Annotated in this window: 21 protein-coding genes; 15 read left to right on the forward strand and 6 right to left on the reverse strand. The window is 71.6% G+C overall.

Going from position 1 to position 24,376, the window contains the following annotated elements; genetic code table 11:
- The first annotated feature begins 10 nt into the window (after positions 1-10).
- The gene (locus IE185_RS04205; RefSeq protein WP_189714606.1) at positions 11-1,246 is read left to right on the forward strand and encodes an acyltransferase family protein; all 1,236 of its coding nucleotides are present in this window, start codon (positions 11-13) and stop codon (positions 1,244-1,246) included.
- Here the strand turns inward: IE185_RS04205 and IE185_RS04210 are convergent.
- On the reverse strand, positions 1,243-1,707 hold the full coding sequence (locus IE185_RS04210; RefSeq protein ID WP_138898256.1) for an HD domain-containing protein: 465 nt from the start codon (positions 1,705-1,707) through the stop codon (positions 1,243-1,245). The two genes, IE185_RS04205 and IE185_RS04210, sit on opposite strands and share 4 nt — an antisense overlap.
- A gap of 245 nt (positions 1,708-1,952) precedes the next feature.
- Complete coding sequence (locus IE185_RS04215; protein ID WP_138898257.1) at positions 1,953-3,098, reverse strand: PP2C family protein-serine/threonine phosphatase; 1,146 nt, start codon at positions 3,096-3,098, stop codon at positions 1,953-1,955.
- Positions 3,099-3,204: 106 nt separating this feature from the next.
- Here IE185_RS04215 and IE185_RS04220 point away from each other — a divergent pair, with 106 nt between their 5' ends.
- Positions 3,205-4,425 carry a GNAT family N-acetyltransferase gene (locus IE185_RS04220; RefSeq protein WP_138898258.1) on the forward strand — a complete coding sequence of 407 codons (1,221 nt, stop codon included), beginning with the start codon at positions 3,205-3,207 and terminating at the stop codon, positions 4,423-4,425.
- 113 nt (positions 4,426-4,538) lie between these two features.
- On the opposite strand, the gene IE185_RS04225 is transcribed toward IE185_RS04220, so the two are convergent.
- Positions 4,539-5,354 (reverse strand): Fpg/Nei family DNA glycosylase, encoded by an 816-nt coding sequence (locus IE185_RS04225; protein ID WP_189714608.1) that lies wholly within the window; start codon positions 5,352-5,354, stop codon positions 4,539-4,541.
- A 202-nt stretch (positions 5,355-5,556) separates the two neighbouring features.
- Positions 5,557-6,045 (reverse strand): ribose-5-phosphate isomerase, encoded by a 489-nt coding sequence (locus IE185_RS04230; protein ID WP_138910036.1) that lies wholly within the window; start codon positions 6,043-6,045, stop codon positions 5,557-5,559.
- Between the two features lie 191 nt (positions 6,046-6,236).
- On the opposite strand from IE185_RS04230, the gene IE185_RS04235 reads away from it, so the two are divergent.
- A complete protein-coding gene (locus IE185_RS04235; RefSeq protein WP_138899321.1) occupies positions 6,237-7,682 on the forward strand; it encodes an amino acid permease in 1,446 nt (481 codons plus the stop codon).
- A 73-nt stretch (positions 7,683-7,755) separates the two neighbouring features.
- On the opposite strand, the gene IE185_RS04240 is transcribed toward IE185_RS04235, so the two are convergent.
- A complete protein-coding gene (locus tag IE185_RS04240) occupies positions 7,756-8,355 on the reverse strand; it encodes a biotin transporter BioY (protein ID WP_189714610.1) in 600 nt (199 codons plus the stop codon).
- A gap of 260 nt (positions 8,356-8,615) precedes the next feature.
- Between IE185_RS04240 and IE185_RS04245 the strand changes: the two genes are divergently transcribed.
- A complete protein-coding gene (locus tag IE185_RS04245) occupies positions 8,616-9,980 on the forward strand; it encodes an amino acid permease (RefSeq protein WP_138898856.1) in 1,365 nt (454 codons plus the stop codon).
- A gap of 119 nt (positions 9,981-10,099) precedes the next feature.
- On the forward strand, positions 10,100-11,641 hold the full coding sequence (locus tag IE185_RS04250) for an amino acid permease (protein ID WP_138898855.1): 1,542 nt from the start codon (positions 10,100-10,102) through the stop codon (positions 11,639-11,641).
- A gap of 64 nt (positions 11,642-11,705) precedes the next feature.
- Here the strand turns inward: IE185_RS04250 and IE185_RS04255 are convergent, their stop codons facing one another.
- The gene (locus IE185_RS04255; protein WP_189714612.1) at positions 11,706-13,178 is read right to left on the reverse strand and encodes an FGGY-family carbohydrate kinase; all 1,473 of its coding nucleotides are present in this window, start codon (positions 13,176-13,178) and stop codon (positions 11,706-11,708) included.
- Between the two features lie 148 nt (positions 13,179-13,326).
- On the opposite strand from IE185_RS04255, the gene IE185_RS04260 reads away from it, so the two are divergent.
- The 10 genes from IE185_RS04260 to IE185_RS04305 all read left to right on the forward strand — a co-directional run bounded on the left by IE185_RS04260 (position 13,327) and on the right by IE185_RS04305 (position 24,303).
- Positions 13,327-14,745 carry an ABC transporter substrate-binding protein gene (locus tag IE185_RS04260; protein WP_229843337.1) on the forward strand — a complete coding sequence of 473 codons (1,419 nt, stop codon included), beginning with the start codon at positions 13,327-13,329 and terminating at the stop codon, positions 14,743-14,745.
- 7 nt (positions 14,746-14,752) lie between these two features.
- Positions 14,753-15,712, forward strand: a complete 960-nt coding sequence (locus IE185_RS04265; protein WP_138897538.1) for a carbohydrate ABC transporter permease — start codon at positions 14,753-14,755, stop codon at positions 15,710-15,712.
- Complete coding sequence (locus tag IE185_RS04270; RefSeq protein WP_138897539.1) at positions 15,709-16,539, forward strand: carbohydrate ABC transporter permease; 831 nt, start codon at positions 15,709-15,711, stop codon at positions 16,537-16,539. The genes IE185_RS04265 and IE185_RS04270 overlap by 4 nt, the downstream gene beginning before the upstream one ends.
- Positions 16,539-17,684, forward strand: a complete 1,146-nt coding sequence (locus IE185_RS04275; protein WP_138897540.1) for an ABC transporter ATP-binding protein — start codon at positions 16,539-16,541, stop codon at positions 17,682-17,684. The genes IE185_RS04270 and IE185_RS04275 overlap by 1 nt, the downstream gene beginning before the upstream one ends.
- The gene (locus IE185_RS04280; RefSeq protein ID WP_138897541.1) at positions 17,681-18,529 is read left to right on the forward strand and encodes a DeoR/GlpR family DNA-binding transcription regulator; all 849 of its coding nucleotides are present in this window, start codon (positions 17,681-17,683) and stop codon (positions 18,527-18,529) included. Before IE185_RS04275 ends, IE185_RS04280 begins: the two co-directional genes overlap by 4 nt.
- Positions 18,522-19,661 (forward strand): ABC transporter ATP-binding protein, encoded by a 1,140-nt coding sequence (locus IE185_RS04285; protein WP_189714614.1) that lies wholly within the window; start codon positions 18,522-18,524, stop codon positions 19,659-19,661. The genes IE185_RS04280 and IE185_RS04285 overlap by 8 nt, the downstream gene beginning before the upstream one ends.
- Entirely contained in the window at positions 19,658-20,671 is a 1,014-nt protein-coding gene (locus IE185_RS04290; protein WP_138899190.1) for a 2-hydroxyacid dehydrogenase, read from the forward strand. Before IE185_RS04285 ends, IE185_RS04290 begins: the two co-directional genes overlap by 4 nt.
- Positions 20,672-20,770: 99 nt before the next feature.
- A complete protein-coding gene (locus IE185_RS04295) occupies positions 20,771-22,234 on the forward strand; it encodes an FGGY-family carbohydrate kinase (protein ID WP_189714616.1) in 1,464 nt (487 codons plus the stop codon).
- Positions 22,235-22,497: 263 nt separating this feature from the next.
- Entirely contained in the window at positions 22,498-23,565 is a 1,068-nt protein-coding gene (locus IE185_RS04300) for a glycerophosphodiester phosphodiesterase family protein (protein ID WP_138898050.1), read from the forward strand.
- Positions 23,566-23,661: 96 nt separating this feature from the next.
- Entirely contained in the window at positions 23,662-24,303 is a 642-nt protein-coding gene (locus IE185_RS04305; RefSeq protein WP_138898051.1) for a superoxide dismutase, read from the forward strand.
- Positions 24,304-24,376: the final 73 nt, after the last annotated feature.

Raw genomic sequence — 24,376 nt, forward strand, 5'->3', positions numbered from 1 at the left:
GGTGCCTCAGATGTTTCACGCTCCGCACGGATATCAGAGGGCCCCGCTCCCCCCGGCCCGGGAGCAGGAGCCCGAAACACCCCTTGCACGGACCGCCACCGCCACCCCCCGGTCCGGGGCCGGCGCAGTCCCCACGCCCGCCACCCCGGCCCGTGCCGCCACCCCCGTCCCCACCCCGGGCGCCACTCCCGCCCCGAAGCACCGCGACGCGTTCTTCGACAACGCGAAGTACCTGGCGATCGTCTTCGTCGCGATGGCCCACATGTGGGAACCGGTGATGGACGGCAGTCGCGCCACGCGCGCGCTGTACATCGTCGTCTACAGCTTCCACATGCCGGCGTTCATCATCATCTCCGGCTACTTCTCGCGCGGCTTCGACATGAGCCGCAAGAAGATCCAGCGCCTGGTCACCGGTGTCGCCGTCCCGTACGTGATCTTCGAGACCGCCTACACGCTGTTCAAGCGGTGGGCGGACGATCCCGACCAGTCCATCAGCCTGCTCGACCCCTGGTACCTGACCTGGTTCCTGATCGCCCTGTTCGTCTGGCGGCTGACCACTCCGCTGTGGCAGTCGCTCCGCCACCCGCTGCCGGTCGCGCTCGCCATCGCCGTACTCGCCTCCGTGACGCCCAACATCGGTGACGACCTCAACCTCCAGCGCGTGCTGCAGTTCCTGCCGTACTTCGTGCTGGGTCTGCTGCTGAAGCCGGAGCACTTCCGGATGGTGCGCAGGCGCGAGGTGCGGCTGCTGGCCCTGCCCGTCGTGCTGGCCACGGTCGTCTTCGCGTACTGGGCCGCCCCCCGCCTCGGGCTCGGGTGGTTCTACCACAGCAGCGCCGCACAGCAGATCGGCGCTCCGTGGTGGGCCGGGGTCGTCATGACCTTCGCGCTCTTCGGCTGCTCGCTCGTCCTGACGGCCTGCTTCCTGGCCTGGGTCCCGGGCCGCACGATGTGGTTCACGGTGCTCGGCGCCGGCACGCTCGGCGGCTACCTGCTGCACGGCTTCCTGGTGAAGGGCGCCGGCTACGCGGACCTGTTCGAGACGTACCCCTGGCTGTCCACCCCGCTCGGCGAGATCTGCCTGACCGTCGCGATGGCGGTCGTGGTCACGCTGCTCTGCACGCCCTTCGTGCGGCGGCTGTTCCGCTGGGCGATGGAGCCGGAGATGAACTGGGCGTTCCGCCGCGACCCGGTGGAGAACGCCCGGCAGCGGGAGCGCCGCCCCGCCGCCAAGGTGTCCTCCTAGCGGGCGGTCCCGGGCCCCGGTTCCAGTCCCAGGAGACGGTGTACCTCCGCGTATTTGAGCGTGAGACGGACCCTGGTCGCCTCGTCGAGCACGGCGAGACGGCCGGGGTCCGCGTTGTGTGCGAGGTCCGCCTCCTTGACGAGGCGCGCGCCGGGCGTGGCGAGGATTCGCCGGGTGTACGCGGCGAGCTCCTCCCCCGGGCGCTTGGTCAGGGCGAGCACCATGTCCTTGGTGGCCTGCGGCAGTTCGGCCCCGGCCAGCCACTGCGCGGACAGCGCGTCGTCCTCCACGGCGTCGTGCAGCCAGGCGGCGGCGATCTGCTCCTCGGAGCCGCCGCGCGCGCGGACGCCCTCGGCGACGGCGGCGAGGTGCTCGGCGTACGGCCGGCCCGCCTTGTCGGTCTGCCCGGCGTGCGCGGCCCGGGCGACGGCCTCGACCTGGGTGAGCGTCAGATACGGCATGGTCCGACTGTACGGACTCCCGCCGTGTGCGCGTACGGGGCCCGGTGGCGGGGCGGCGGCCGGAAGACCTGCGAGGTGTGCTGCTCGCCGTGCTGGGACCTCTGGCGGCGGGCCGGTCGCACTGGCAGGGTCCTGCCGGGCGGGCGGCGCGGCGGCAGCGGCGGACCGGCGCGCGAACGCGAACTGGTGGGCTGACGGGCGGTCCGCACTGCCCGGATTACGCGTCCTGGGTTACGCGTCGTGGGTTACGCGTCGTGGCAGATCAACAGGAGCGCCCGGTCGTCGTTGACGTCCTTCGCCACCGCTTCGATCAGGTGCCAAGCCGCGCCCTGGAAGCCGCAGGACACATAGCGGTCGGCCTCGCCCGTCAGGCGGTCGATGCCTTCCGCGATGTCCCGGCCGGATGCCTCGACCAGGCCGTCCGTGAACAGCATCAGGACGTCGCCGGGCGCCAGCGAGCCCTTGCAGGCGTCGAACTGGGCGCCGTCGTACACGCCGAGCAGCGGGCCCTCGCCGGACTTCTCCTCCCAGCGGCCGCTTCCCGCGTGCAGCTGGAGCGCGGGGAGGTGGCCCGCCGACAGGAGTTCGTAGTCGCCGGACTCCAGGTCCAGCACCAGGTGGATGGAGGTCGCGAAGCCCTCCTCCCAGTCCTGGCGCAGCAGGTAGCCGTTGGCGGCGGGCAGGAAGCCGTGCGGCGGGAGCGATCCCAGCAGCCCGCCGAACGCCCCGGACAGGAGCAGCGCGCGCGAGGCGGCGTCCATGCCCTTGCCGGACACGTCGGTGAGGACGACCTCCAGGGTGCGCCCGCCGTTCGTGCGGGCCGCGACCACGAAGTCGCCCGAGAAGGACTGTCCGCCCGCCGGGCGCAGCGCCATCTCGCTGTGCCAGTTCTTCGGCAGGCGGGGCAGCGCGCTCTGCACCCGGATGCGTTCGCGCAGGTCGAAGAGCATCGTGCCGCCGCGTCGCCACGGGACGCCGACCCTGGCCCGGAACTGGGCGATGATCAGGCCGAAGAAGCCGCAGGCGGCGACCGTGAGGACGGTGCCGGGCGTGACCGTGCCCGGGCCCTGCGTATAGGGGCCCAGCACGACCGACTCGACGATCAGCCCGGTCGCGGCGGCGGCGTACAGGCCGAGCAGGCTCGCCGGGCGCAGCAGCAGTCCGCCGGCCACGATCGGCAGGACCAGCAGGGCCGGCGCGCACCAGGCCGGCGACGCGATCGTGCCGGTGACGATGGCCGGGACGGTCAGCAGCAGGCCCGCCAGGGCGATCCAGTCCGAGCCGTCGCCCCTGAAGTAGTCGACGCCGGATTTACGCAGCGCGATCCGGGCCCGGTGCGCGCTCTTGCGCGTCCGTGCCGAGAACGATTCGGTTCCTGCTCCACCTGCCATTGCGGTGGACCCTATCCATCCCTGCCGCTGCTCCGCAGGGGGACCCCTGTGACATTGTGTTCGAAATTGGGTCGCTCGAATGCCGGGGGCCTGGTAGGCATGGCATATGACCACCGAATTACGCGTGTTGCGTGCGAGTGAGTGGGACGACTGGTTCGAGGCGGTCGAACTCGCCTTCGGGGGCCTGCCCGAGAGCGCGGAGGAGCGGGAGTTCGACCGCGCGATCACCGAGCCGGCCCGGAGTCTGGGCGTCTGGGACGAGGACCAGTGCGTCGGCACGGCCACCGCGTTCCCCTTCCGGCTGTCCGTTCCCGGCGGCGCCGTCGTGCCGGCCGCCGGAGTGAGCCTGGTGAGCGTCGCCACGACGCACCGGCGGCGCGGGATCCTCACCGGGATGATGCGGCGCCAGCTCCACGACGTACGGGAATGGGGCGAGCCGCTCGCCCTGCTCACCGCCTCGGAGCCCGCGATCTACGGCCGCTTCGGATACGGCGCGGCCACCCAGCAGTTGTCGGCGGAGATCGACACGGCCCGGGTCCGGCTGGAGGCGCCGGCGGGGACGGACGGCGTACGGCTGCGGTTCGCGAAGCCGGCGGCCGCGCGGGACGCCTGCGAGACGGTGTACGCGCGGAACGTGCCGGCCCGGCCCGGAATGCTCGCCCGCCGGCCGTACTGGGACCGGATGCCGCTGCTGGACCCGGAGAGCGACCGCGAGGGCGCTTCGCCGCTGCGGTGCGTGCTGGCCGAGCGGGGCGGGGACGTCGTGGGGTACGCCCGGTTCAGTTTCAAGCCCGCCGGGTCCGACGGCACGGTCGTCCTGCGCGACCTGGAGGCGCTCGACCCGGCGGCGTACGCGGCGCTGTGGCGCTTTCTCTTCGACATCGACCTGACGTCGAAGATCCGGGTGCGCAACCGTCCGCTGGACGACGCCTGGCAGCACCTCGTCTCCGACATCCGCCGGTGCGACGTACGGCTGCGCGACGCGCTCTACGTGCGGCTGGTGGGGCTGGGGGAAGCGCTGGAGGCCCGTGCTTATCTGGCGCCGGTGGATGTCGTTTTCGAGGTGTCCGACCCGTTCTGCCCCTGGAACGAGGGGAGTTGGCGGCTCACCGGTGACGCGAAGGGGGGTGCGGCGTGCAAGCGGACGGACGAGGCGGCGGATCTGGCGCTGTCCGTGCGGGAGCTGGGCGCGGCGTATCTCGGCGGCGTCAGCCTGGCCTCCCTGGCGGCGGCGGGCCGGGTACGGGAACTGCGGCCGGGGGCGCTGGCGGAGGCGTCGGTGGCGTTCGGGTCCACGACCGTGCCGTGGCTTTCGCACGCGTTCTGACCGGCCGGCGCGCGGGCCCCGGGGGCGGCTGGGGCCCGGCTCGGACCGGCGCTGCCCCGCATGTCCGGCACCCACCCCGCAGCCGCTGCGGCGGTGCGGTGCGAGGACGCGGGTCAGCCCTGGCGGTTCTGGCAGGTCGTGCACCAGAAGAGGTTGCGGGCGGCGAGACCGGCGGTGCGGATCTCGCCGCCACAGATGTGGCAGGGCATGTTCGCCCGGCGGTACACGTAGACCTCGCCGCCGTGGTCGTCGACGCGCGGCGGGCGGCCCATCGCTTCGGGCATGTGCTCGGGGCGGACCGTGTCGATCCTGTTGTTGCGTACGCCCTCGCGCATGAGCACGGCCAGGTCGGCCCAGATCGCGTCCCACTCGCGGCGGGTGAGGTCCTTGCCCGCGCGGTACGGGTCGATGCCGTGCCGGAAGAGCACTTCGGCGCGGTAGACGTTGCCCACGCCCGCGACGACCTTCTGGTCCATGAGCAGCGCCGCGATCGTGGTGCGGCTGCGGGAGATCCGCTGCCAGGCCTTGTCGGGGGCGGCGTCGGGACGCAGCGGGTCCGGGCCCAGGCGGTCGTGTATCGCCTGCTTCTCGGCGTCGGTGATCAGGGCGCAGGTGGTGGGGCCGCGGAGGTCGGCATAGTGGTCGTCGTTGACGAGGCGCAGGCGGACGGTGTCCGTGGGCGGCGGGGCGGGGGTCGCGCCGAAGCCGAGCTTGCCGAAGAGGCCGAGGTGGATGTGGACCCAGCCGGTGTCCTCGAAGCCGAGGAAGAGGTGCTTGCCGTGGGCGTCGGCGGCGTCCAGTGGGGCGCCGTCCAGGAGGGCGGCGCTGTCCGCGAACTTGCCCTGGGGGCTGGTGACGCGTAGCCGGGTGCCCAGGAAGCGGGCGCGGTGGTCGTCCGCCAGGCGGTGGATGGTGTGCCCCTCGGGCATGGCTGCGGTCTCCTGCGGGTCCTGCGGCGGGCTCGGGGCGCGGCGGGCTCGGGGCTGCGGGGTCGGCACCGCGCCGGGGCGTCTCCTCCCGGCAACCCGAGTGTGCGGGGCGGCGTCGCTCGACCCCGGGGGGCGGCGGAAACGGGGGCAGCTGCGACCCGCACCGGGGCGCTGGGACCTGGTGCGGGGCCGGTCTGCGGGCTTACGGCTGCTGCGGGTGGTGGGCCGGGATCGGGGGGAGGTCGCCCGTCTCCTCGTACGCCGCCAGCATGTCGATGCGGCGCTGGTGGCGCTCCTCGTTGGAGTACGGAGTCGCGAGGAAGATCTCCACGAACTTCGTGGCCTCCTCCTGCGTGTGCATCCGGCCGCCGATCGAGATCACGTTGGCGTCGTTGTGCTCACGGCCGAGCGCGGCGGTCTGCTCGCTCCAGGCCAGTGCGGCGCGTACGCCCTTGACCTTGTTCGCGGCGATCTGCTCACCGTTGCCGGAGCCGCCGATCACGATGCCCAGGCTCCGGGGGTCCGCGGCGGTCTTCTCCGCGGCACGCAGGCAGAACGGCGGGTAGTCGTCCACGGCGTCGTAGATGTGGGGGCCGCAGTCGACGGGCTCGTGGCCGTGGGCCTTCAGCCACTCGACGAGGTGGTTCTTGAGTTCGTATCCGGCATGGTCGGAACCGAGGTACACGCGCATGGGACGAGTGTGGCACGGGTGCGGCGGGGTAGCCGTCGCCGGGGTGGAGGCAGGGGGGTGACCAGGGGGCGGATGGGGTGCTGCTGCGGATTTCGTACAACGATCCGGAATCGGGTCTTCCGTCCCGCGTCACTTCCGGTTTGAATGCGGGGGCTCGTAACCCGAGTGCCCCAAGAAGCTAAGGATTGTGCATGAGCGCGCAGCCGACCCTTGCGAAGGCAGGCGGAAACCCGGTACAGCCAGGGAATCCGCAGCCTTCCGACGGTCTCCAGGCCGGTCTCAAGAACCGCCATCTGTCCATGATCGCCATTGGCGGCGTCATCGGCGCCGGTCTCTTCGTGGGATCGAGCGGCGGTATCGCCGCCGCCGGCCCGGCGATCCTTCTGTCGTACACACTCGTCGGCGCCCTGGTCGTCTTCGTCATGCGGATGCTCGGCGAGATGGCCGCCGCGAACCCGACGTCCGGCTCCTTCTCCGCGTACGCGGACCGCGCACTCGGGCGCTGGGCCGGTTTCTCCATCGGCTGGCTCTACTGGTTCTTCTGGGTCGTGGTGCTGGCGGTCGAGGCGACCGCGGGCGCGAAGATCCTCGAAGGCTGGATACCGGCCGTGCCGCAGTGGGGCTGGGCCCTGATCGTGATGGTCGTGCTGACCGCCACCAACCTGGTCTCCGTCTCGTCCTACGGTGAGTTCGAGTTCTGGTTCGCCGGGATCAAGGTCGTGGCGATCGGCGGCTTCGTCGTCATCGGTCTGCTGGCCGTCTTCGGCGTACTGCCGGGGTCCGACAACCCGGGCACCGGGTTCGCGCACCTGACGGACAGCGGCGGGTTCTTCCCGCACGGCCCCGGCGCGATCCTGACCGGTGTGCTGATGGTCGTCTTCTCGTTCATGGGCAGCGAGATCGTCACGCTCGCGGCCGGTGAGTCCTCGGACCCGCAGCGCGCCGTGACCAAGGCCACGAACAGCGTCATCTGGCGCATCGGCGTCTTCTACCTCGGTTCGATCTTCGTGGTGCTGACGCTGCTGCCGTGGAACGACAAGTCGATCGTCAAGGACGGGTCGTACGTCGCCGCCCTCAACTCGATCGGGATTCCGCACGCCGGTCAGATCATGAACGTCATCGTGCTGACGGCTGTGCTGTCGTGCCTGAACTCCGGGCTCTACACCGCCTCGCGCATGGCGTTCTCGCTCGGACAGCGCGGCGACGCGCCGAAGTCGTTCGCGGTCACGAACAAGCAGGGTGTACCCACGGCGGCGATCCTGTCGTCGGTCGCCTTCGGCTTCGTGGCGGTCTTCTTCAACTACAAGTGGCCCGACACGGTGTTCGCGTTCCTGCTGAACTCCTCGGGCGCGGTGGCGCTGTTCGTGTGGCTGGTCATCTGCTTCACGCAGCTGCGCATGCGCGGCATCATCCTGCGCGAGGCGCCGGAGAAGCTGATCGTGAAGATGTGGCTCTTCCCGTACCTGACATGGGCGACCGCCGCGATGATCACGTTCGTCATCGTCTACATGGCGTTCGACGACGCGGCGCGGGAGCAGGTGCTGCTGTCGCTGCTGGTGGCGGCCGTCGTCGTCGGCATCGCGTTCATACGCGAGAAGCTGCGGCGCGACCGCGAGAAGGCGGAGCAGTCGGCCTAGTCCCGACCGCCGGACACACGGAAGGGCCCGCGCCTCAGGTACGAGGTGCGGGCCCTTCCGTGTCGGCGGGCGCTCAGGCGCGGTCGCCCATCAGCTTCCACGCGGTGGGCAGCGCGCCCATCGCCAGCGCCGCCTTCAGCGCGTCGCCGATGAGGAACGGCACCAGGCCGGCGGCCACCGCCGCGCCGAGCGACATGCCGGTGGACAGGGCGAGGTACGGGACGCCGACGGCGTAGATGACCGCCGAACCCAGGACCATCGTGCCCGCGGTGCGCAGCACCGAGCGGTCGCCGCCGCGGCGGGCCAGCGCGCCGACCACGGTGGCGGCCAGCAGCATGCCGAGTACGTAGCCGAAGGACGCGCCGCCCGCACCCGAGGTGCCGCCCGCGAACCACGGCACACCGGCCATGCCGACCAGCGCGTACAGCGCCAGGGAGAGGAAGCCGCGGCGGGCGCCGACGGCGGTGCCGACGAGCAGCGCCGCGAAGGTCTGGCCGGTGACGGGGACCGGGGAGCCCGGGACGGGGACCGCGATCTGGGCGGCGATGCCGGTGAGCGCGGCGCCGCCGAGCACCAGGGCCGCGTCGCGGGCGAGCGCCCGGGTGGCGGTGGTGGACGGCAGCAGGTCGGCGAGGACCGCTCCGGAGCGGGCGGGGGCGGCGGCAGTGCTCATCGGAACTCCGGGGTGGGAGGGGGGTGGGGAGAAAGGACCTCGTGACCGTAGCCCAGGAGTTAACGAGCGATCACCATCAGTCGCCGACAAAGGCGATGTTGATCCGGTGGTGGGGTTCGCACAAAGAGGCGTGTGTAATCGTCGGATGGCGTGATGCTCGTCACTGAGGTGGGAGGCGCGGGGGCCCATTTTGCGCCAAGAGGGCGGGCTCGGCGAGACTGTAGGTTCTTGCCAAATGACCCCTTAGAGCTGCGAGCGACATGCACGACGACCAGGCCGAGCCGCTGGCCCACGGGCTCAAGCAGCGCCACTTGACCATGCTCGGCCTCGGCGGGGTGATCGGCGCCGGGTTGTTCGTGGGCTCGGGCGCCGGGATCGCGGTCGCCGGCCCCGGCATCGTCGTCTCGTATCTGATCGCGGGCACCCTCGCGATGCTCGTGATGCGGATGCTCGGCGAGATGTCGGCGGCGATGCCCGCTTCCGGGTCGTTCTCGGTGCACGCCGAACGGGCGCTGGGCCGCTGGGCCGGGTTCAGCGTGGGGTGGCTGTACTGGTTCCTGCTGGTCGTGGTGCTGGCGGTGGAGGCGACGGCGGCGGCGCAGATCGCGCACGGGTGGCTGCCGGCTGTCGCTCAGTGGGCCTGGGTGCTGATCTTCATGGTCGTGTTCACCTGCGCGAACCTGGCGGCCGTGAAGAACTTCGGCGAGTTCGAGTTCTGGTTCGCCGCGCTCAAGGTCGGCGCGATCGTGCTGTTCCTCGGGCTCGGGCTGCTCGCCGTGTTCGGGGTGCTGCCGGACACCGAGGCGGTCGGGTTCACGAACCTGACCGGGCTGGGCGGGTTCCTGCCGAACGGGTGGGAAGGAGTCGTCTCCGGTGTCCTGACCGTGGTGTTCGCCTTCGGTGGCCTGGAGGTCGTCACGATCGCCGCCGCCGAGACCGAGAACCCGGCGCGCAACGTCGCCCGCGCGGTGCGCGCCGCCGTGTGGCGCATCCTCTTCTTCTATGTCGGGTCGATGCTGGTCATCGTCACCGTGCTGCCCTGGACCGCGCAGAAGGCAGGGCTCAGCCCGTACGTCACCGTGCTCGACGCGATCGGCGTCCCGGCCGCCGGGCAGATCATGAACATCGTGGTGTTCGTCGCCCTGCTGTCCGCGCTCAACGCGAACCTGTACGGGTCCTCCCGGATGGTGTTCTCGCTCGCCGAGCGCGGTGAGGCGCCCAAGGGGCTGCTGAAGGTGTCGGGCGGCGGGGTGCCGCGGCGGGCCGTGCTGGCCTCGGTGGCCTTCGGGTTCGTGTCCGTACTGCTGAACCTGTTGTGGCCGGAAACCGTCTTCCTCTACATGCTCAACGCGGTGGGCGCGGTCCTGCTGTTCGTCTGGGGGCTGATCGCCGCCTCGCAGCTGCGGCTGCGCAGGCGCATCGAGCGGGAGGCTCCGCAGACCCTGACGCTGCGGATGTGGGGCTTTCCCTGGCTGACGTGGGTGACGCTGGCCGGGCTCGGCGGCGTACTGCTGCTCATGCTGACCGACGACGCCGCACGGCCGCAGCTGCTGTGGTCCGCCGGGGCGACGGGGGCGGTGCTCATGGTGGCGCTGGTGAGGGAAGTGCGTGCGCGGCGTGCGTGAGCGTTCACAAGGTGTGAGCGTGGTGTCCGTATAGCGGTCAAGTGTTCCCTGTGAGCGGTGCCCGTACTCAGACTGTGGCGTCTGTTCCCCCGGTCTCAGCTACTGAACAGGGCACCCCCATGTCTCGGACTCCCGCGCCGGCGCCTGTCGAGGACGCCGCCGCCGACGGTGTCGACAACAAGGTCGACTCGCCGCTCACCCACGGACTCAAGCAGCGCCACCTGTCGATGATCGCCCTCGGCGGCGTCATCGGCGCGGGGCTGTTCGTCGGATCGGGCGCGGGCATCGCCGCGGCCGGGCCGTCGATCGTCGTCGCGTACGCGATCTCCGGACTGCTGGTCATGCTCGTGATGCGCATGCTCGGTGAGATGTCGGCCGCGAACCCGGCGTCCGGGTCCTTCTCCGTGCACGCGGAGCGCGCGATCGGCCCGTGGGCGGGCTTCACGGCGGGCTGGGCGTTCTGGTTCCTGCTCTGCGTAGCGGTCGGCCTCGAGGGCATCGGCGCCGCGAAGATCATGGTGGGCTGGTTCCCGGACTCCCCCGAGTGGGCGTGGGTCGCCCTCTTCATGCTGGTGTTCTGCGGGACGAACCTGGCGGCCGTGAAGAACTTCGGCGAGTTCGAGTTCTGGTTCGCCGCGCTCAAGGTCGGCGCGATCACCGTCTTCCTCGGCATCGGCGCCCTGGCGATCCTGGGCGTCCTGCCCGGCTCGGACACGCCTTCGCCCGGCGCCCACAACCTCACGGGCCTCGGCGGTTTCCTGCCGAACGGCTCCGAGGGGCTCATCGTCGGCCTGCTGGCCTCGGTGTTCGCGTACGGCGGCCTGGAGACGGTCACCATCGCCGCGGCGGAGTCGGAGCGTCCGGTCGAGGGCGTCGCGAAGGCCGTGCGCACGGCGATGTGGCGCATCGCGATCTTCTACATCGGCTCGATGGCCGTCATCGTCACGCTCGTGCCCTGGAACGACAAGGCGGTCGTCACGGACGGGCCGTACGTCGCGACCCTGAACCACCTCGGCATCCCCGCCGCCGGTCAGATCATGAACGTGGTCGTGCTGATCGCGCTGCTCTCGGCGATGAACGCCAACGTGTACGGCGCCTCCCGCATGGCCTGTTCGCTCGTCTCCCGCCGTCAGGGCCCGAAGGCGCTGGGCGCGGTGTTCGGCGGTGTTCCGCGCGTCGCGGTGCTGGTGTCGTCCGTCTTCGGCTTCGTGTGCGTGCTGCTCAGCTACTGGCGGCCGAACGACATCTTCCAGTGGCTGCTCAACATGATCGGCGCGCTGATCCTGGTCGTCTGGATCTTCATCGCCGTCTCGCAGCTGCTGCTGCGCCGGCGGACCGAGCGCGAGGCGCCGGAGAAGCTCGTCGTGAAGATGTGGTTCTACCCGGTGCTGACGTGGGTGGCGCTCGCGGGCATGGCGGCGGTGTTCGTCCTCATGGCCCGGGAGGAGGAGACGCGGATGCAGCTGTACTGGAGCGGTGGTCTGACGCTGTTCCTCGCGGTGGCCGGCTTCATTCTCCAGACGGTACGCACGCCCATGGCGGAGCCGGGTTCGGTGGCGGGGGCCGCCGGCGCGCGGCCCGCGGCCGACGCCGGGCCCGTGGCCGGCGAGAAGCTTGACGCCGAGCCCGCCGGGGACGACGGCGCGGCCAAGGACGACTGAGGCGTTCGCCCGTACGCGACGCGGACCCCCCGGCCCTCACGGCCGGGGGGTCCGCGTCGTCCGGTCACGTTCCCAGCCGCGACAACGCGTGGGCCGCCACCGCCTCCGGCAGCCAGCCGCGCTGCCGCAGGGCGCCGACCAGGCGGGCGTACGGGTCCGCGAACGCCGCCGTGCGGGACGGGTCGGGTTCGAGGACGTGGCGGACGCGGACCATGGAATGCGCCGCCCCCGCCAGGTCGGCAGCCGCCCCCGCCCCGCAGGCCGCCAGTACCGCCATGCCCAGGGCCGGTTCGGTCTGCTCCGGGACGCGGGCCGGGCGGCCCAGGACGTCGGTGCGCAGGCGGTTCCAGTACGCGCTGCGCGCCGCGCCGCCGGTGAACGTGAGGGGGCCCTCGACCGGTGCGCCCAGGTAGTGGAGGTAGTCGAGGCACAGGCGTTCCGTGTAGGCGACGCCCTGGAGCAGCGCCGCCCACCGGTCGCCCTGCGACGTACCGCCGCCGAGCACGAACGCGGTGGCGTCCGGGGCGCGGAACGGGAAGCGCTCGCCCCGCGAGGTGAGCGGGTACGCGAGGGCCACCGACGGCTCGTGGCGGGCGGCCAGGCGGTCGAGGCGGGCCGGGTCGGCGCCGGGGAAGGCGGCGGTCAGGGCTCCCGCGCCGACGCTCGACGCACCGCCGGGCAGCCAGTTGCCGTCCGGGGAGCGGTGGTTGTAGACGATGCCGGCGGGGTCGCGGACGGGCTCGGGGGCCACGCCCTTGAGGACGAGAGTCGTGCCGAGTACGGAGTTCCAGGCGCCGACGCGCAGCGCGCCCGAGGCGATCTGGGCGGCGCAGCCGTCGGTCGTCCCGGCGACGACCAGGGTTCCGGCGGGGATGCCGGTCTCCCCCGACGCCTCCGCCGTGACCCTGCCGAGGGGGGTTCCGGGGCGTACGACGTCGGGGAAGAGGGCGGGGCCCAGGCCGAGGAGGGCGAGGGCTTCCTCCGGCCAGGTGTCGCGCTCCAGGTCGTAGCCCGACTTCAGGGCGTGGCTGGAGTCGGTGGGGACCGGCCCGCCGGTCAGCCGGGCGGTCACCGTGTCGGCCTGGTGGGCCAGCCGCACCGGACGGCCCGCACGTGCGCCGTGGCGGTGCCGGGCCAGCCACAGGGCCTTCGGCAGGCCCCAGCTCGGCGGTGTGCCCGCCTCGCCGGCCTCCGGTGCGGCCCGCCCGTCGTCGTACATCAGGCCGGGGGTGAGCGGACGGCCGTGCGCGTCGGTGAGCAGGACCGTGCCGGAGGTGGAGCACACGGCGAGCGCGTGGACACGGCGCGCGGGTACGTCGCCGAGCGCGGCCCGGGTCGCCGCGCAGACGGCGGTCCACCAGTCGCGGGGGTCCTGTTCGTGGCGCACGCCGGTGCGCCGGCCGGTCAGCGGGGCCGAGCCGCTGCCCAGCAGGTGTCCGCGGGTGGTCGCGGCCACCGCCCGGACGCTCTGCGTGCCGAGGTCGATGCCCAGCCATGCCGGGTCCTTGGCGGACTCGTGGGACGTGTCGGACCGCACGCGAACCTCCCGCGCGTATCGGCGCCGTGTGTGAAGTTCTCACTGTGCACCGAGATTTTCCGTTGCGCGAGGGATTGACGCTCAACTACCGCTGTTCCAAGCTCTGTTCACCAATCGACTGCACGTGGTGGCGGAGGTCGGGATGGACATGCGCGTACATGACCGGCGGCGGTTCCTCGCCCTCACGGCGGCCGCGTCCGCGACCCCGCTGCTCAGTGCCTGTGGCGCCGGTTTCGGCGGTGACGAGGGCGGCGGGAAGGGCGGGTCGGCGGCCGACGAGGTCACCGGCTCGTTCGACTGGAAGAAGGCCAAGGGCAGGACGGTCAAGGCGCTGCTGAACAAGCACCCGTACACGGACGCGCTGATCGCCGACCTCAAGTCCTTCACCGAGAAGACCGGCGTCAAGGTCGAGTACGACGTCTTCCCCGAGGACAACTACTTCGACAAGCTCACCGTCGACCTGTCCAGCGGCCGCGCCTCGTACGACGTCTTCATGCTCGGCGCCTACATGGTGTGGCAGTACGGGCCGCCCGGGTGGCTGGAGGACCTCGGCCCCTGGATGAGCAACTCCTCGGCGACCGGTGGTGAATGGGACCAGGGCGACTTCTTCCCGAATCTCCTCCAGGCCGACCAGTGGTCCCTCAAGGCCGGCGCCCCGCTCGGGCAGGGCGGGCAGTACGCGCTGCCGTGGGGCTGGGAGACGAACGTCGTCGCGTACAACACCGAGGTCTTCAGGAAGCTGGGGCTGAAGCCCGCCGAGACCTTCGACGAGCTGCGCGAGATATCCGGCGCCATCAAGCGCAGGGCGCCGGGAGCGGGCTTCGACGGGATGTACGGCGTGGCGGTGCGCGGGTCGCGGAGCTGGGCGACGATCCATCCCGGCTTCATGACGATGTACTCGCGGTACGGGCTGAAGGACTTCACGGTCGACGGCGGGAAGATCAAGCCCGCCATGAACACCCCGGAAGCCGTGGCCTTCACCCGGGACTGGGCGGAGATGGTCAAGAAGGGCGGGCCGCCGTCCTGGACGTCGTACACCTGGTACCAGTGCTCCAGCGACCTGGGCGCGAAGAAGGCCGGGATGCTGTTCGACGCCGATACGGCCGCTTACTTCCAGGCGGTGAAGGGCGCGTCGCCCGCCTCCGGGAAGATCGCCTTCCATCCCGGGCCGAAGGGGCCGGACGGGTCGCTCGCCACGAACATGTGGATCTGGTCGCTCGGCATGAACGCCAAGAGCAGGAACAAGCACGCGGCGTGGCTGTTCCTCCAGTGGGCGACCGGCAAGGAGCACCTGCGCAAGGCGGCCGTCGAGGGCAACCACATCGACCCCGTACGGAAGTCCGTCAGCCAGGACGCGGCGTACAAGGACAAGATGAAGGGGATCGAGGGCTTCATCGAGACCTTCGAGACGGTCGTCGACCAGACGAAGATCCAGTTCACGCCGCAGGAGCAGTTCTTCGACGCGACGACGAGCTGGGCGGCGTCCCTCCAGGAGATCTACGGCGGCAAGAACGCCACGTCGGTGCTGAACGGGCTGGCGAGCGACCTGGCCGCGAAGGTCGGGTGACGGCTCCGTGTCGTCGTCCCTCACCGAGACCGACCACGGGGCGGCCTCGCACGGGGGAAGCGGGCCGCCGGCGCGTGTCGTTCCGCGCTGGCGGCGCGGGCTGCGGCCGTACCTGCTGATCGTTCCGGCCCTGCTGCTGACCGGCGGGATCCTCTATCCCTTCGGGCTCGGGCTGTACTACACGGTCTTCGACTTCGCGGCGAGCAAGCCGCAGCCGGACATGGTCGGCCTGGCGAACTACCGGCGGATCTTCGGCGAGTCGTCCTTCTGGGACTCGGCATGGGTCACGGTGCTGTACGCGGTGGGGGCGGCGGCTTTCGAGACCGTGCTCGGGGTGGCCGTCGCGCTGCTGCTGCACCGCTCGACGCGGGTCGGGCGGGTGCTGGAGAAGATCCTCATCCTGCCGCTGATGATCGCCCCCGTGATCGCCGCGATCATGTGGAAGCTGATGCTCCAGCCGAGTGTCGGCGTCGTCAATTACCTGCTGAAACCTTTCGGTATGGGGGGCGTGCAGTGGACGGACACCCCCGCGGGCGCTCTGCTGTCGTCGATCGCGGTGGACGTGTGGGTCTACACGCCGTTCGTCGCCATCCTGGCCCTGGCGGGGCTGCGGTCGCTGCCCGCCTCGCCGTTCGAGGCCGCGGCGGTGGACGGGGCCGGGTGGTGGTTCACGTTCCGCAAACTGACGCTGCCGATGCTGTGGCCGTACGTCCTGGTCGCGGTGATCTTCCGGTTCATGGACTCGCTGAAGGTCTTCGACATCATCTACGCGCTGACCGAGGGCGGTCCCGGTGACTCGACCGTGGTGCTCCAGATCCGGGCGTACCTGGAGGCGATCCGCTTCCAGCGGTACTCGTTCGGGATCAGCTACATGATCGTGCTGTGGGCGGTGGTCTACCTGGTGACGATGGTGCTGGTGCGCTACCTGGGGAAGATCCAGAACCGGGCGGCGGAGGTGCCCAAGTGAAGCGCCGGCTGCTCGCGATCGCCGCCGACGGGGCGCTGATCCTGTACTTCGTCTTCGCGCTCTTTCCCATCGCCTGGATGATCATCCTGTCGCTGAAGCCGCCGAACGAGCTGTTCAGTACGTACTTCTCGTTCGCCCCGACGCTCGACTCGTACCGGACGGTCCTCGGGGCGGGCAGCGACGAGGGCGTGCCGTTCCCGCGGTTCTTCGTCAACAGCCTGGTGGTGTCGCTCGGGGCCGTGGGGCTGTCCCTGGTGATCGGGCTGCCCGCCGCCTACGCGGCCGCGCGGTGGCGGTTCCGGGGCTCGGAGAACCTGATGTTCACGCTGCTGTCCTTCCGGTTCGCCCCCGAACTGACCGTGATCATCCCACTGTTCGTGCTCTACCAGAAGCTCGGGCTCTTCGACACGTACGTCGGCATGATCTGGGTGCTCCAGCTCGTCACGCTGCCGCTGATCGTCTGGATCATGCGCTCGTACTTTTCCGACCTCTCCCCCGAGCTGGAGCAGGCCGCGCTGCTCGACGGCTACACGCGGAAACAGGCGTTCTTCAAGGTCGCGCTGCCGCTGGTCAAGCCGGGCATCGCGGCGGTGTCGCTGCTCGCGTTCATCTTCGCCTGGAACAACTTCGTCTTTCCGCTGATCCTCACCTCCTCCGAGGCGCAGACGGTGACGGTCGGAGCGCTGTCCTTCCTCGGCGGCGACCGCCCCAAGTACAACCTGACGGCCGCCGCCGCCCTGGTGTCGGTGATCCCGCCGCTGCTCCTCGCGCTCACCATCCAGCGGTACCTGGTGCGGGGACTGTCGTTCGGGGCGGTGAAGTCCTGATGCCCTCCGCGATCTCGCTGCGCGGCGTCCACAAGGCGTACGGCAGGAACACGGCGCTCGACGGTCTCGATCTCGACGTCGGGCAGGGCGAGTTCTTCTGCCTGCTCGGCCCGTCCGGCGCCGGCAAGACCACGACGCTCAAGACCGTCGCCGGGCTCGAACAGCCCGAGTCGGGGACGGTCTCGCTCGACGGCACCGACATGACGGGCGTCGAGCCGTACGACCGGGGCGTCGCGATGTGCTTCGAGTCGTACGCCCTCTACCCGCACCGCAGCGCGTACGACAACCTCGCCTCCCCGCTGCGCTCCCCCCGCTACAAGCTGCCCGCCGCCGAGGCGCGCGAGCGCGTCGGCGCCGTCGCCGACCTGCTCGGCATCGGCGCGCTCCTGGAGCGGCCGGTGGGCCGGCTGTCCAACGGGCAGCGCCAGCGCGTCGCCCTCGGCCGCGTCCTGGTGCGCCCGGCGCGCGCGTTCCTCCTCGACGAGCCGCTGTCCCACCTCGACGCGAAGCTGCGCCAGGCGATGCGCGCCGAGCTGAAGGCCATCGGGGCGGTCCGGCGCACCACGACCCTGTACGTCACACACGACTCGGTGGAGGCGCTGGCGCTCGGGGACCGCATCGGGGTCATCCGGGAGGGCCGGATCGTCCAGACGGGGACGCGCGAGGAGATCTGGCACCAGCCGTACGACACGTTCGTCGCCCGCTCCTTCGGCAGGCCGCGCATCAACCTGCTGCCGGGCACGATCACCCGTGACGGCGGATTCGTCTCCGCCGACCGCTTCTTCGAGATCCCGCGGATCACGCCGGCTCCGGGGCCCGCCCACAGCGTACGGCCGCCCGCCCCCGGGACCCGCGTCCAGATCGGGGTCCGGCCGCGCGATCTGTCGCTGGGGTCGTCCGTGCTCGGCCCCGGCGGCATCGAGCTCGTGGGCAGCGTCTACATCACCGAAGTCCTGGGCCGGGCCACGGAGGTCACCGTACGGCTCGGCGCGCAGCACCTGTCGCTGGTCGTGCCGCGCGCCGACGCCGCCGGGCTGCGGCCCGACGCACCGGTGCGGCTGTCCGTACGGCCGGAGAGCCTGCTGCTGTTCGAGGCGGACGACACCGAGGGGCCGGGCCGGCCGGGGCGCAGGGTCACCGGATGAGCGGCGACCAGCAGCGCGGACCCGCGCCCCGCCAGGCGGCCATCGCGGAACAGGTGCTCGCGGCGGGCTCGGCGACCGCCGCCGAACTGGCGGAGCGCTTCGACGTCAGCCTGATGACCATCCACCGCGACCTGGACGAGCTCGAACGCCAGGGCCTGGTACGGAAGTTCCGGGGCGGCGTCACCGCCCAGCCGTCCGGCGTCTTCGAGTCGAACGTGGCGTACCGGCTGAAGACGATGCGCGCGGAGAAGGCCGCCGTGGCCGACCGCGCGCTGCGGCTCATCGAGCCCGGCATGGCCGTGATGCTCGACGACTCGACGTCCACACTGGAGATCGCACGCCGGCTCGGCTCCCCGGGAGGTACGTCGACGGGCGGCTCGGGCGGGGCCTCGTCGATCACTCCGCTGACCGTCGTCACCAACTTCCTCGAAGCGCTGACGCTGCTGTCGAGCGAGCGGGGCCTGCACCTGATGGCGCTCGGCGGCGACTACGACCCGCTGCACTCCTCGTTCCTCGGCGTCTCCTGCGTGGAGGCGATCCAGCTCCTGCGGGTCGACATCTGCTTCACGTCGACGTCCGCCGTCTCCGGCGGCTTCGCCTACCACCAGGAGCAGCACATCGTCTCCGTCAAACGCGCCATGCTCGACTCCGCCGCGAAGAACGTGCTGCTGCTCGACCACTCCAAGCTCGGCCGCGTCGCCCTCCACCGGGTCGCCCCGCTCTCCCGCTTCGACCTGCTCCTGGTCGACGACGGGGCATCGGCGGAACTGCTGCGCGACCTCGACGAGCACAAGGTCCCGTACGAGGTGTGCCCGACGGCGACGGGGGGCCCGGACCATGACTGAGCTGGCGCTGCGCGCGCTGCGCAAGACCTACGCCGTGCGGGGCCGCCCGCCGGTGGAGGCGGTGCGGGGCATCGACCTGGAGCTGCGCTCCGGTGAACTGCTGGGCCTGCTCGGCCCGTCCGGCTGCGGCAAGTCCACCGCCCTGCGGATGATCGCGGGCCTGGAGGACGTGACCGGCGGGGACATCCTCGTCGGCGGCGCGTCAGTGGTGGCGGTCCCCGCCCGGCAGCGCAACATCGGGGTGGCCTTCGAGAACTACGCGCTCTACCCGCCGCTCACCGTCGCCGACAACCTCGGGTTCGGGCTCGCGGCGCGCGGCAGGCCACGCGAGGAGGTGGCGTCGCGCGTACGGGACATGGCCGAGCGCATCGGCCTCACGGGACTCCTCGACGCGAGGCCGGGCGGGCTCTCCAGCGGCCAGAAACAGCGGGTCGCGCTGGCGCGGGCGCTGATCCGCGAGCCGGACGTACTGCTGCTCGACGAGCCGCTCTCGCACCTCGACGCGGCGCAGCGCGACACCACGCGCCGGGAACTCAAGCGCATCCAGCAGGACTTGGGGCACACCACGATCCTGGTCACGCACGACCAGGAGGAGGCGCTGTCGCTCGCCGACCGCATCGCGGTGATGAAGGACGGCGTCATCCAGCAGCTCGGCACGCCGTACGAGATCTACGACAGCCCGGCGAACCTCTTCGTGGCCGACTTCGTCGGGGAGCCGGCGATCAACCTGCTGCCGGGGGCCGTCGAGGAGCGGGGGTGGGTCAGGCTCTCGGACACCGTGCGGCTGGCCGTCCAGGTGCGGCTCGCGGCGGGGCGGGAGGTGGTGCTGGGGATCAGGCCGGAGGATCTGCGGCTGGCCGGCGGGGAGGGGGCGGGGGCGTCGGGGGTGGTGGGGGCGGGCGAGGCGGCGGCGGGCCTGGAGGCGGCGCCGGCCGTCGCGGCCCGGGTCAGCGCCCATGAACCGCTCCTCGAAGCGGGGATCGCCACGCTCGCGCTCGAAGGAGTGGCCGAGCCCCTCGTCGTACAGACCGGACCCGAGGTACGCCTCGGCCGGGGCGACACCGTGCGGGTGAGCGCGGACCCGCGGCTCACCCATGTCTTCGACGCCGAGACAGGAGAGGCCCTGCGATGAGAATCCTGGCAGCCGGTGACCATTTCGTCCTCAACTCGCTGATCGGTGAGGCGTTGGAGGCCGCCGTCACCGCGTCCCCCTTCGAACTCACCGAGCTCACCCTGCCCTGGCCGCTGGAGCCCTTCACGAAAGTGGGCGAGGTGGACGAGGCCGCCGACCGCGAGGACGCCCTCATCGAGGCGCTGCGGGGCGTCGAGGTGTGCGTCACGCAGATGGCGCCGTTCACCGAGCGGGTCCTGGACGCCTCCCCCGCACTGCGGCTGATCGTCGTGTGCCGGGGCGGGCCGGTCAACGTCAACGTGGAGGCGGCTCGGGCGCGCGGCGTGCGGGTGTGCTTCGCGCCGGGCCGCAACGCCGCCGCGACCGCCGAGTTCACCGTCGGGATGATGCTGTCCGCGATGCGCCGGATCCCGCAGGCCCACGACGCGCTGGCGCGGCGGGGGGTGTGGGACGCCTCCTACTTCACGTACGAGCGGTGCGGGCCGGAGCTGGAGGACACGCGGGTCGGCCTGGTCGGTTACGGCGCGGTCGGCAGCCGGGTCGCGCGCGTGCTGTGCGCGTTCGGCGCGGAGGTGGAGGTGTACGACCCGTACGTACGCGGTGATGTGCACGGCGTACGGGTCGCCTCGCTCGACACCCTGCTGTCCCGGTCCCGGGTCGTCACCCTGCACGCGCGCCTCACCGACGAGACACGAGGGTTGATCGGCGCCCGGGAACTGGGGCTCCTGCCGCACGGCTCCGTACTGGTCAATGTGGCGCGGGGGCCGCTCGTCGACACGGACGCGCTGTGCGACGCGCTGGCGAGCGGGCGGCTGGCGGCGGCCGCGCTGGACACGTACGAGCAGGAGCCGCTGCCGGCCGACGCGCGGCTGCGGGGCCTGCCGGGGGTCGTGCTGACGCCGCATCTGGGCGGGGCGAGCCGTCAGGTGGCCGAGAAGGCGGCGCGGATCGCGGCGGCGGAGGTGGCCCGGTACGCGGGCGGGGCGGCGTTGGCGCACTGCCTGACGTGACCGGGTGAGGTTTCGGGCCGGGCTGTGTGGCGTGTCGCGGTGTGCGGTGGTGCGGTGTGGTGTAGCGGTGTGGTGCGGTCGTTCGGAAGGGGCGTCCAGATGTACGTCGGGATCGATGTGGGCACGTCGATGGTGAAGGCCGCCGTCTTCGACGCGTCGGGGCGGCAGGTCGCGGTCGAGTCCCGCCCCGTCGCGCTCGACATCCGCGACGGCTTCGTCGAGCAGGACATGGACGAGGTGTACGCCGCCGTGGTGGAGGTCCTCGCCACGCTCACGTCGGGGCTCACCGGTCCCGTCGAGTTCGCCGGGCTCACGGGCCAGGGCGACGGGGTGTGGCTGGTGGACGCGCAGGGCCGTGCGGTGCGTCCCGCGATCTCCTGGATGGACGGCAGGGCGCACGAACTGCTCGACGCCTGGATGGCGTCGGACGTCTTCCGGTCGGTGTTCCGGCGTACGGGCAGCGCGATGTTCCCGGGCTGCCCGGGGCCCGTGCTGGCCTGGCTCGACCGGCACGAGCCGAAGGCGCTCGACGCGGCCGCCACCGCCCTGTACTGCAAGGACATGGTCTTCCAGCGCCTTACCGGGGTCCGGGCGACGGACGTCTCGGACGCGTCCATGCCGTTCCTCGACCCCCGGACGCGGGCGTACGACGACGAGACCCTGGAGCGGCTGGGCCTGGGCCACCGGCGCGGTCTGCTGGCGCCGGTCGCCGACCCGGTCGCCGTCGGCGAGACGCGCGGCCCCGGCCTGCCGCCCGGTACGCGGATCGCGGACGGCCCGTACGACCTGCCGGCCTGCGCGCTCGGCGCGGGGGTGACACGGCCGGGGGACGGTCTGCTGATCATCGGTACCTGCCTGGCGTCGCTCGTCGCGACGGACGTCCTCGACCTGGAGGGCGGCGAGCCGGCCGGGCTCCACATCTCGACCGACCGGCGGGGGCAGTGGCTGCGGGCGATGCCGGCGATGGTGGGCACGGCGGCGCTGGACTGGGTGCTGCGGACCACCGGCGTACGGCACCAGGAGGTCGACGCCCTGCTGGAGGCGACGCCTGCGGGGGCGAACGGGGTGCGGGTGCTGCCCTACTTCGCGCCGTCGGGTGAACGCGCGCCGTTCGTGGAGCCGCGGCTGCGGGCCGAGCTGACCGGGGTGTCCCTGGAGACGACGCGGGGCGACCTCGTACGGGCCACCTGCGAGGGCGTCGCCTTCGCCGCCCGCCACTGCCTGGAGGCGGCCGGCCTCACCGGCGACCTGGCGGTGTGCGGCGGCGGGACGCGCTCCCCGGCGTGGCTGCGCCTGTTCGCCGACGTACTGGGCCGCCCGCTGCGGGTGGTCGAGGGGGAGGTGGGGGCGCGGGGGGCGGTGCTGGCCGCGGCGGGGCGGTTCGGGGTGGACCTGGACGTGGCCGCGTGGACCCGGCCCACGGCGGTGGTGGAGCCGGACTCGGGGCGGGCGGAGCTCTACAGCCGGGGGTACGCGGCGCATCTGGCGCGGTTGGGAGAGGCGCGGGGGCGGGCTCGGGCGGGGGCGGGGGGTGGCGGCGGCGCGGGCGGCGGGGCGATGTGAGGTTGTCCTGGCACTTGTGCGGCTGCGCCGGGTGCGGGGCTCCGGGCTTCCCGGCTCGGCGGGGCGATCCGTCCCCGTCAGGCGCCGCTTCTCGGCTCGGCAGTGCGTCCCCTCCTGGCCGGTTCTCGGCTCGCGGCGGGGACGGGTGGTGACGGTGGAGTGGCCTGTGGTCGGCCGCTGTGTGAAAGAGGGGCGTACGCCGCCCCGGACCGGTGGAGGGCTGCCTAGCGTGCACCCCCAGACCTCTTCCCAGGGAGACTCGTATGCCCGCATCACAGCCGAGGCGCCGCTCCGTACTTCTCGCCGCCGGGGCCGCGGCCACGGTCGCCGCGACCTCCACGGCGGCCGCCGCCGAGCCGCGGCGGAGCAAGGGGCCCGTGGTCGTCGGACACCGGGGCGCGGCCGGCTGGCGCCCCGAGCACACCGTCGCCTCGTACACCCACGCCGTCCAGACCGGCGCCGACTGGATCGAGCCCGACCTGGTGCCGACGAAGGACCACGTCCTCGTGGTGCGGCACGAGAACGAGATCTCCGGGACGACGGACGTCGCGGCACACCCCGAGTTCGCGTCGCGGCGTACGACGAAGACGGTGGACGGGCGGTCCGTCACCGGGTGGTTCACGGAGGACTTCACGCTCGCCGAACTGAAGACCCTGCGCGCCGTCGAGCGGCTGCCGCTGGTGAGGAACCGGAACACCGTGTTCGACGGCCGCCTGGAGGTGATGACCTTTCAGGAGGTCGTGGATGTGGCGCGGAAGCTGTCGAAGCGGCACGGGCGCACGATCGCGGTGTTCCCGGAGACGAAGCACCCCAGTTACTTCCGTTCCATCGGCCTGCCCCTCGAACCGGAACTCGTCGCGGTCGTCCGGCGCAACCGGCTGCGCGCCCACGAGTGCGTCGTCCAGTCCTTCGAGCCGTCGAGCCTGACCCGCTTCGCGGAGGCCGGGCTGCGGCTGCCGCTGTGGCAGGCGCTCGGGACGACGGGCGGACCGTACGGCCACCCGCAGACGTACAAGGAGATGATGACGCCCGCCGGCCTGGCCCGGATCGCGGAGTACGCCGACTGGATCGGCCCGGACAAGTCGTCGCTCGTGGCGCCGTCTCCGCTGCTCGCGGACGCGCACGCGGCGGGGCTGAAGGTGGGGGCGTACACCTTCCGCTGCGAGAACCAGTTCCTGCCCGCGCAGTTCCGCAGGGGCACCGCGCCGAACGACTTCGGCGACGCCTTCGCGGAGTACGCCCTGCACTACGGGATGGGGGTCGACGCGGTGGTGACCGACTTCCCCGACCTCGCCGTCGTCGCGCGGAGCGCCGCCGGGTCCGGGTCCTAGGACCGAAGGACGAGCGCGGTGTGATCCTTTACGAGCCCTTCTGCTGCTAATCTGCACTTGCATATCGGTCGCAATAAGCAGTCGGAGGGCTCGGACATGGCCATTTACACACTTCCTGAACTTCCGTACGACTACGCGGCGCTGGAACCCGTCATCAACCCCGAGATCATCGAGCTGCACCACGACAAGCACCACGCGGCCTATGTGAAGGGCGCGAACGACACCCTTGAGCAGCTGGAAGAGGCGCGCGACAAGGAGGCGTGGGGAACGATCAACGGCCTGGAGAAGAACCTCGCGTTCCACCTCTCCGGCCACATCCTGCACTCCATCTACTGGCACAACATGACCGGCGACGGCGGCGGCGAGCCGCTGGAGAAGGACGGCGTCGGCGACCTCGCGGACGCGATCGCCGAGTCCTTCGGCTCCTTCGACAAGTTCAAGGCCCAGCTGACCAAGGCCTCCGCGACGACCCAGGGCTCGGGCTGGGGCGTGCTCGCGTACGAGCCGGTCAGCGGCCGCCTGATCGTCGAGCAGATCTACGACCACCAGGGCAACGTGGGCCAGGGTTCCGTCCCGATCCTGGTCTTCGACGCCTGGGAGCACGCCTTCTACCTGCAGTACAAGAACCAGAAGGTGGACTTCATCGAGGCGATGTGGAAGGTCGTCAACTGGCAGGACGTGGCGAAGCGTTACGCCGCTGCCAAGGAGCGCGGGTTCAACCTGCTGCTGGCGCCGTAGGCGCGTGATGACGTCCTGCTCGTGATCGTCTTCTCAACCTTCACCTGCAGGCGGAAGAAAGGCCGGCCCCCGC

Origin of the sequence: Streptomyces chryseus (genome assembly GCF_014650755.1) — a bacterium.
GTDB classification, from domain to species: domain Bacteria; phylum Actinomycetota; class Actinomycetes; order Streptomycetales; family Streptomycetaceae; genus Streptomyces; species Streptomyces chryseus.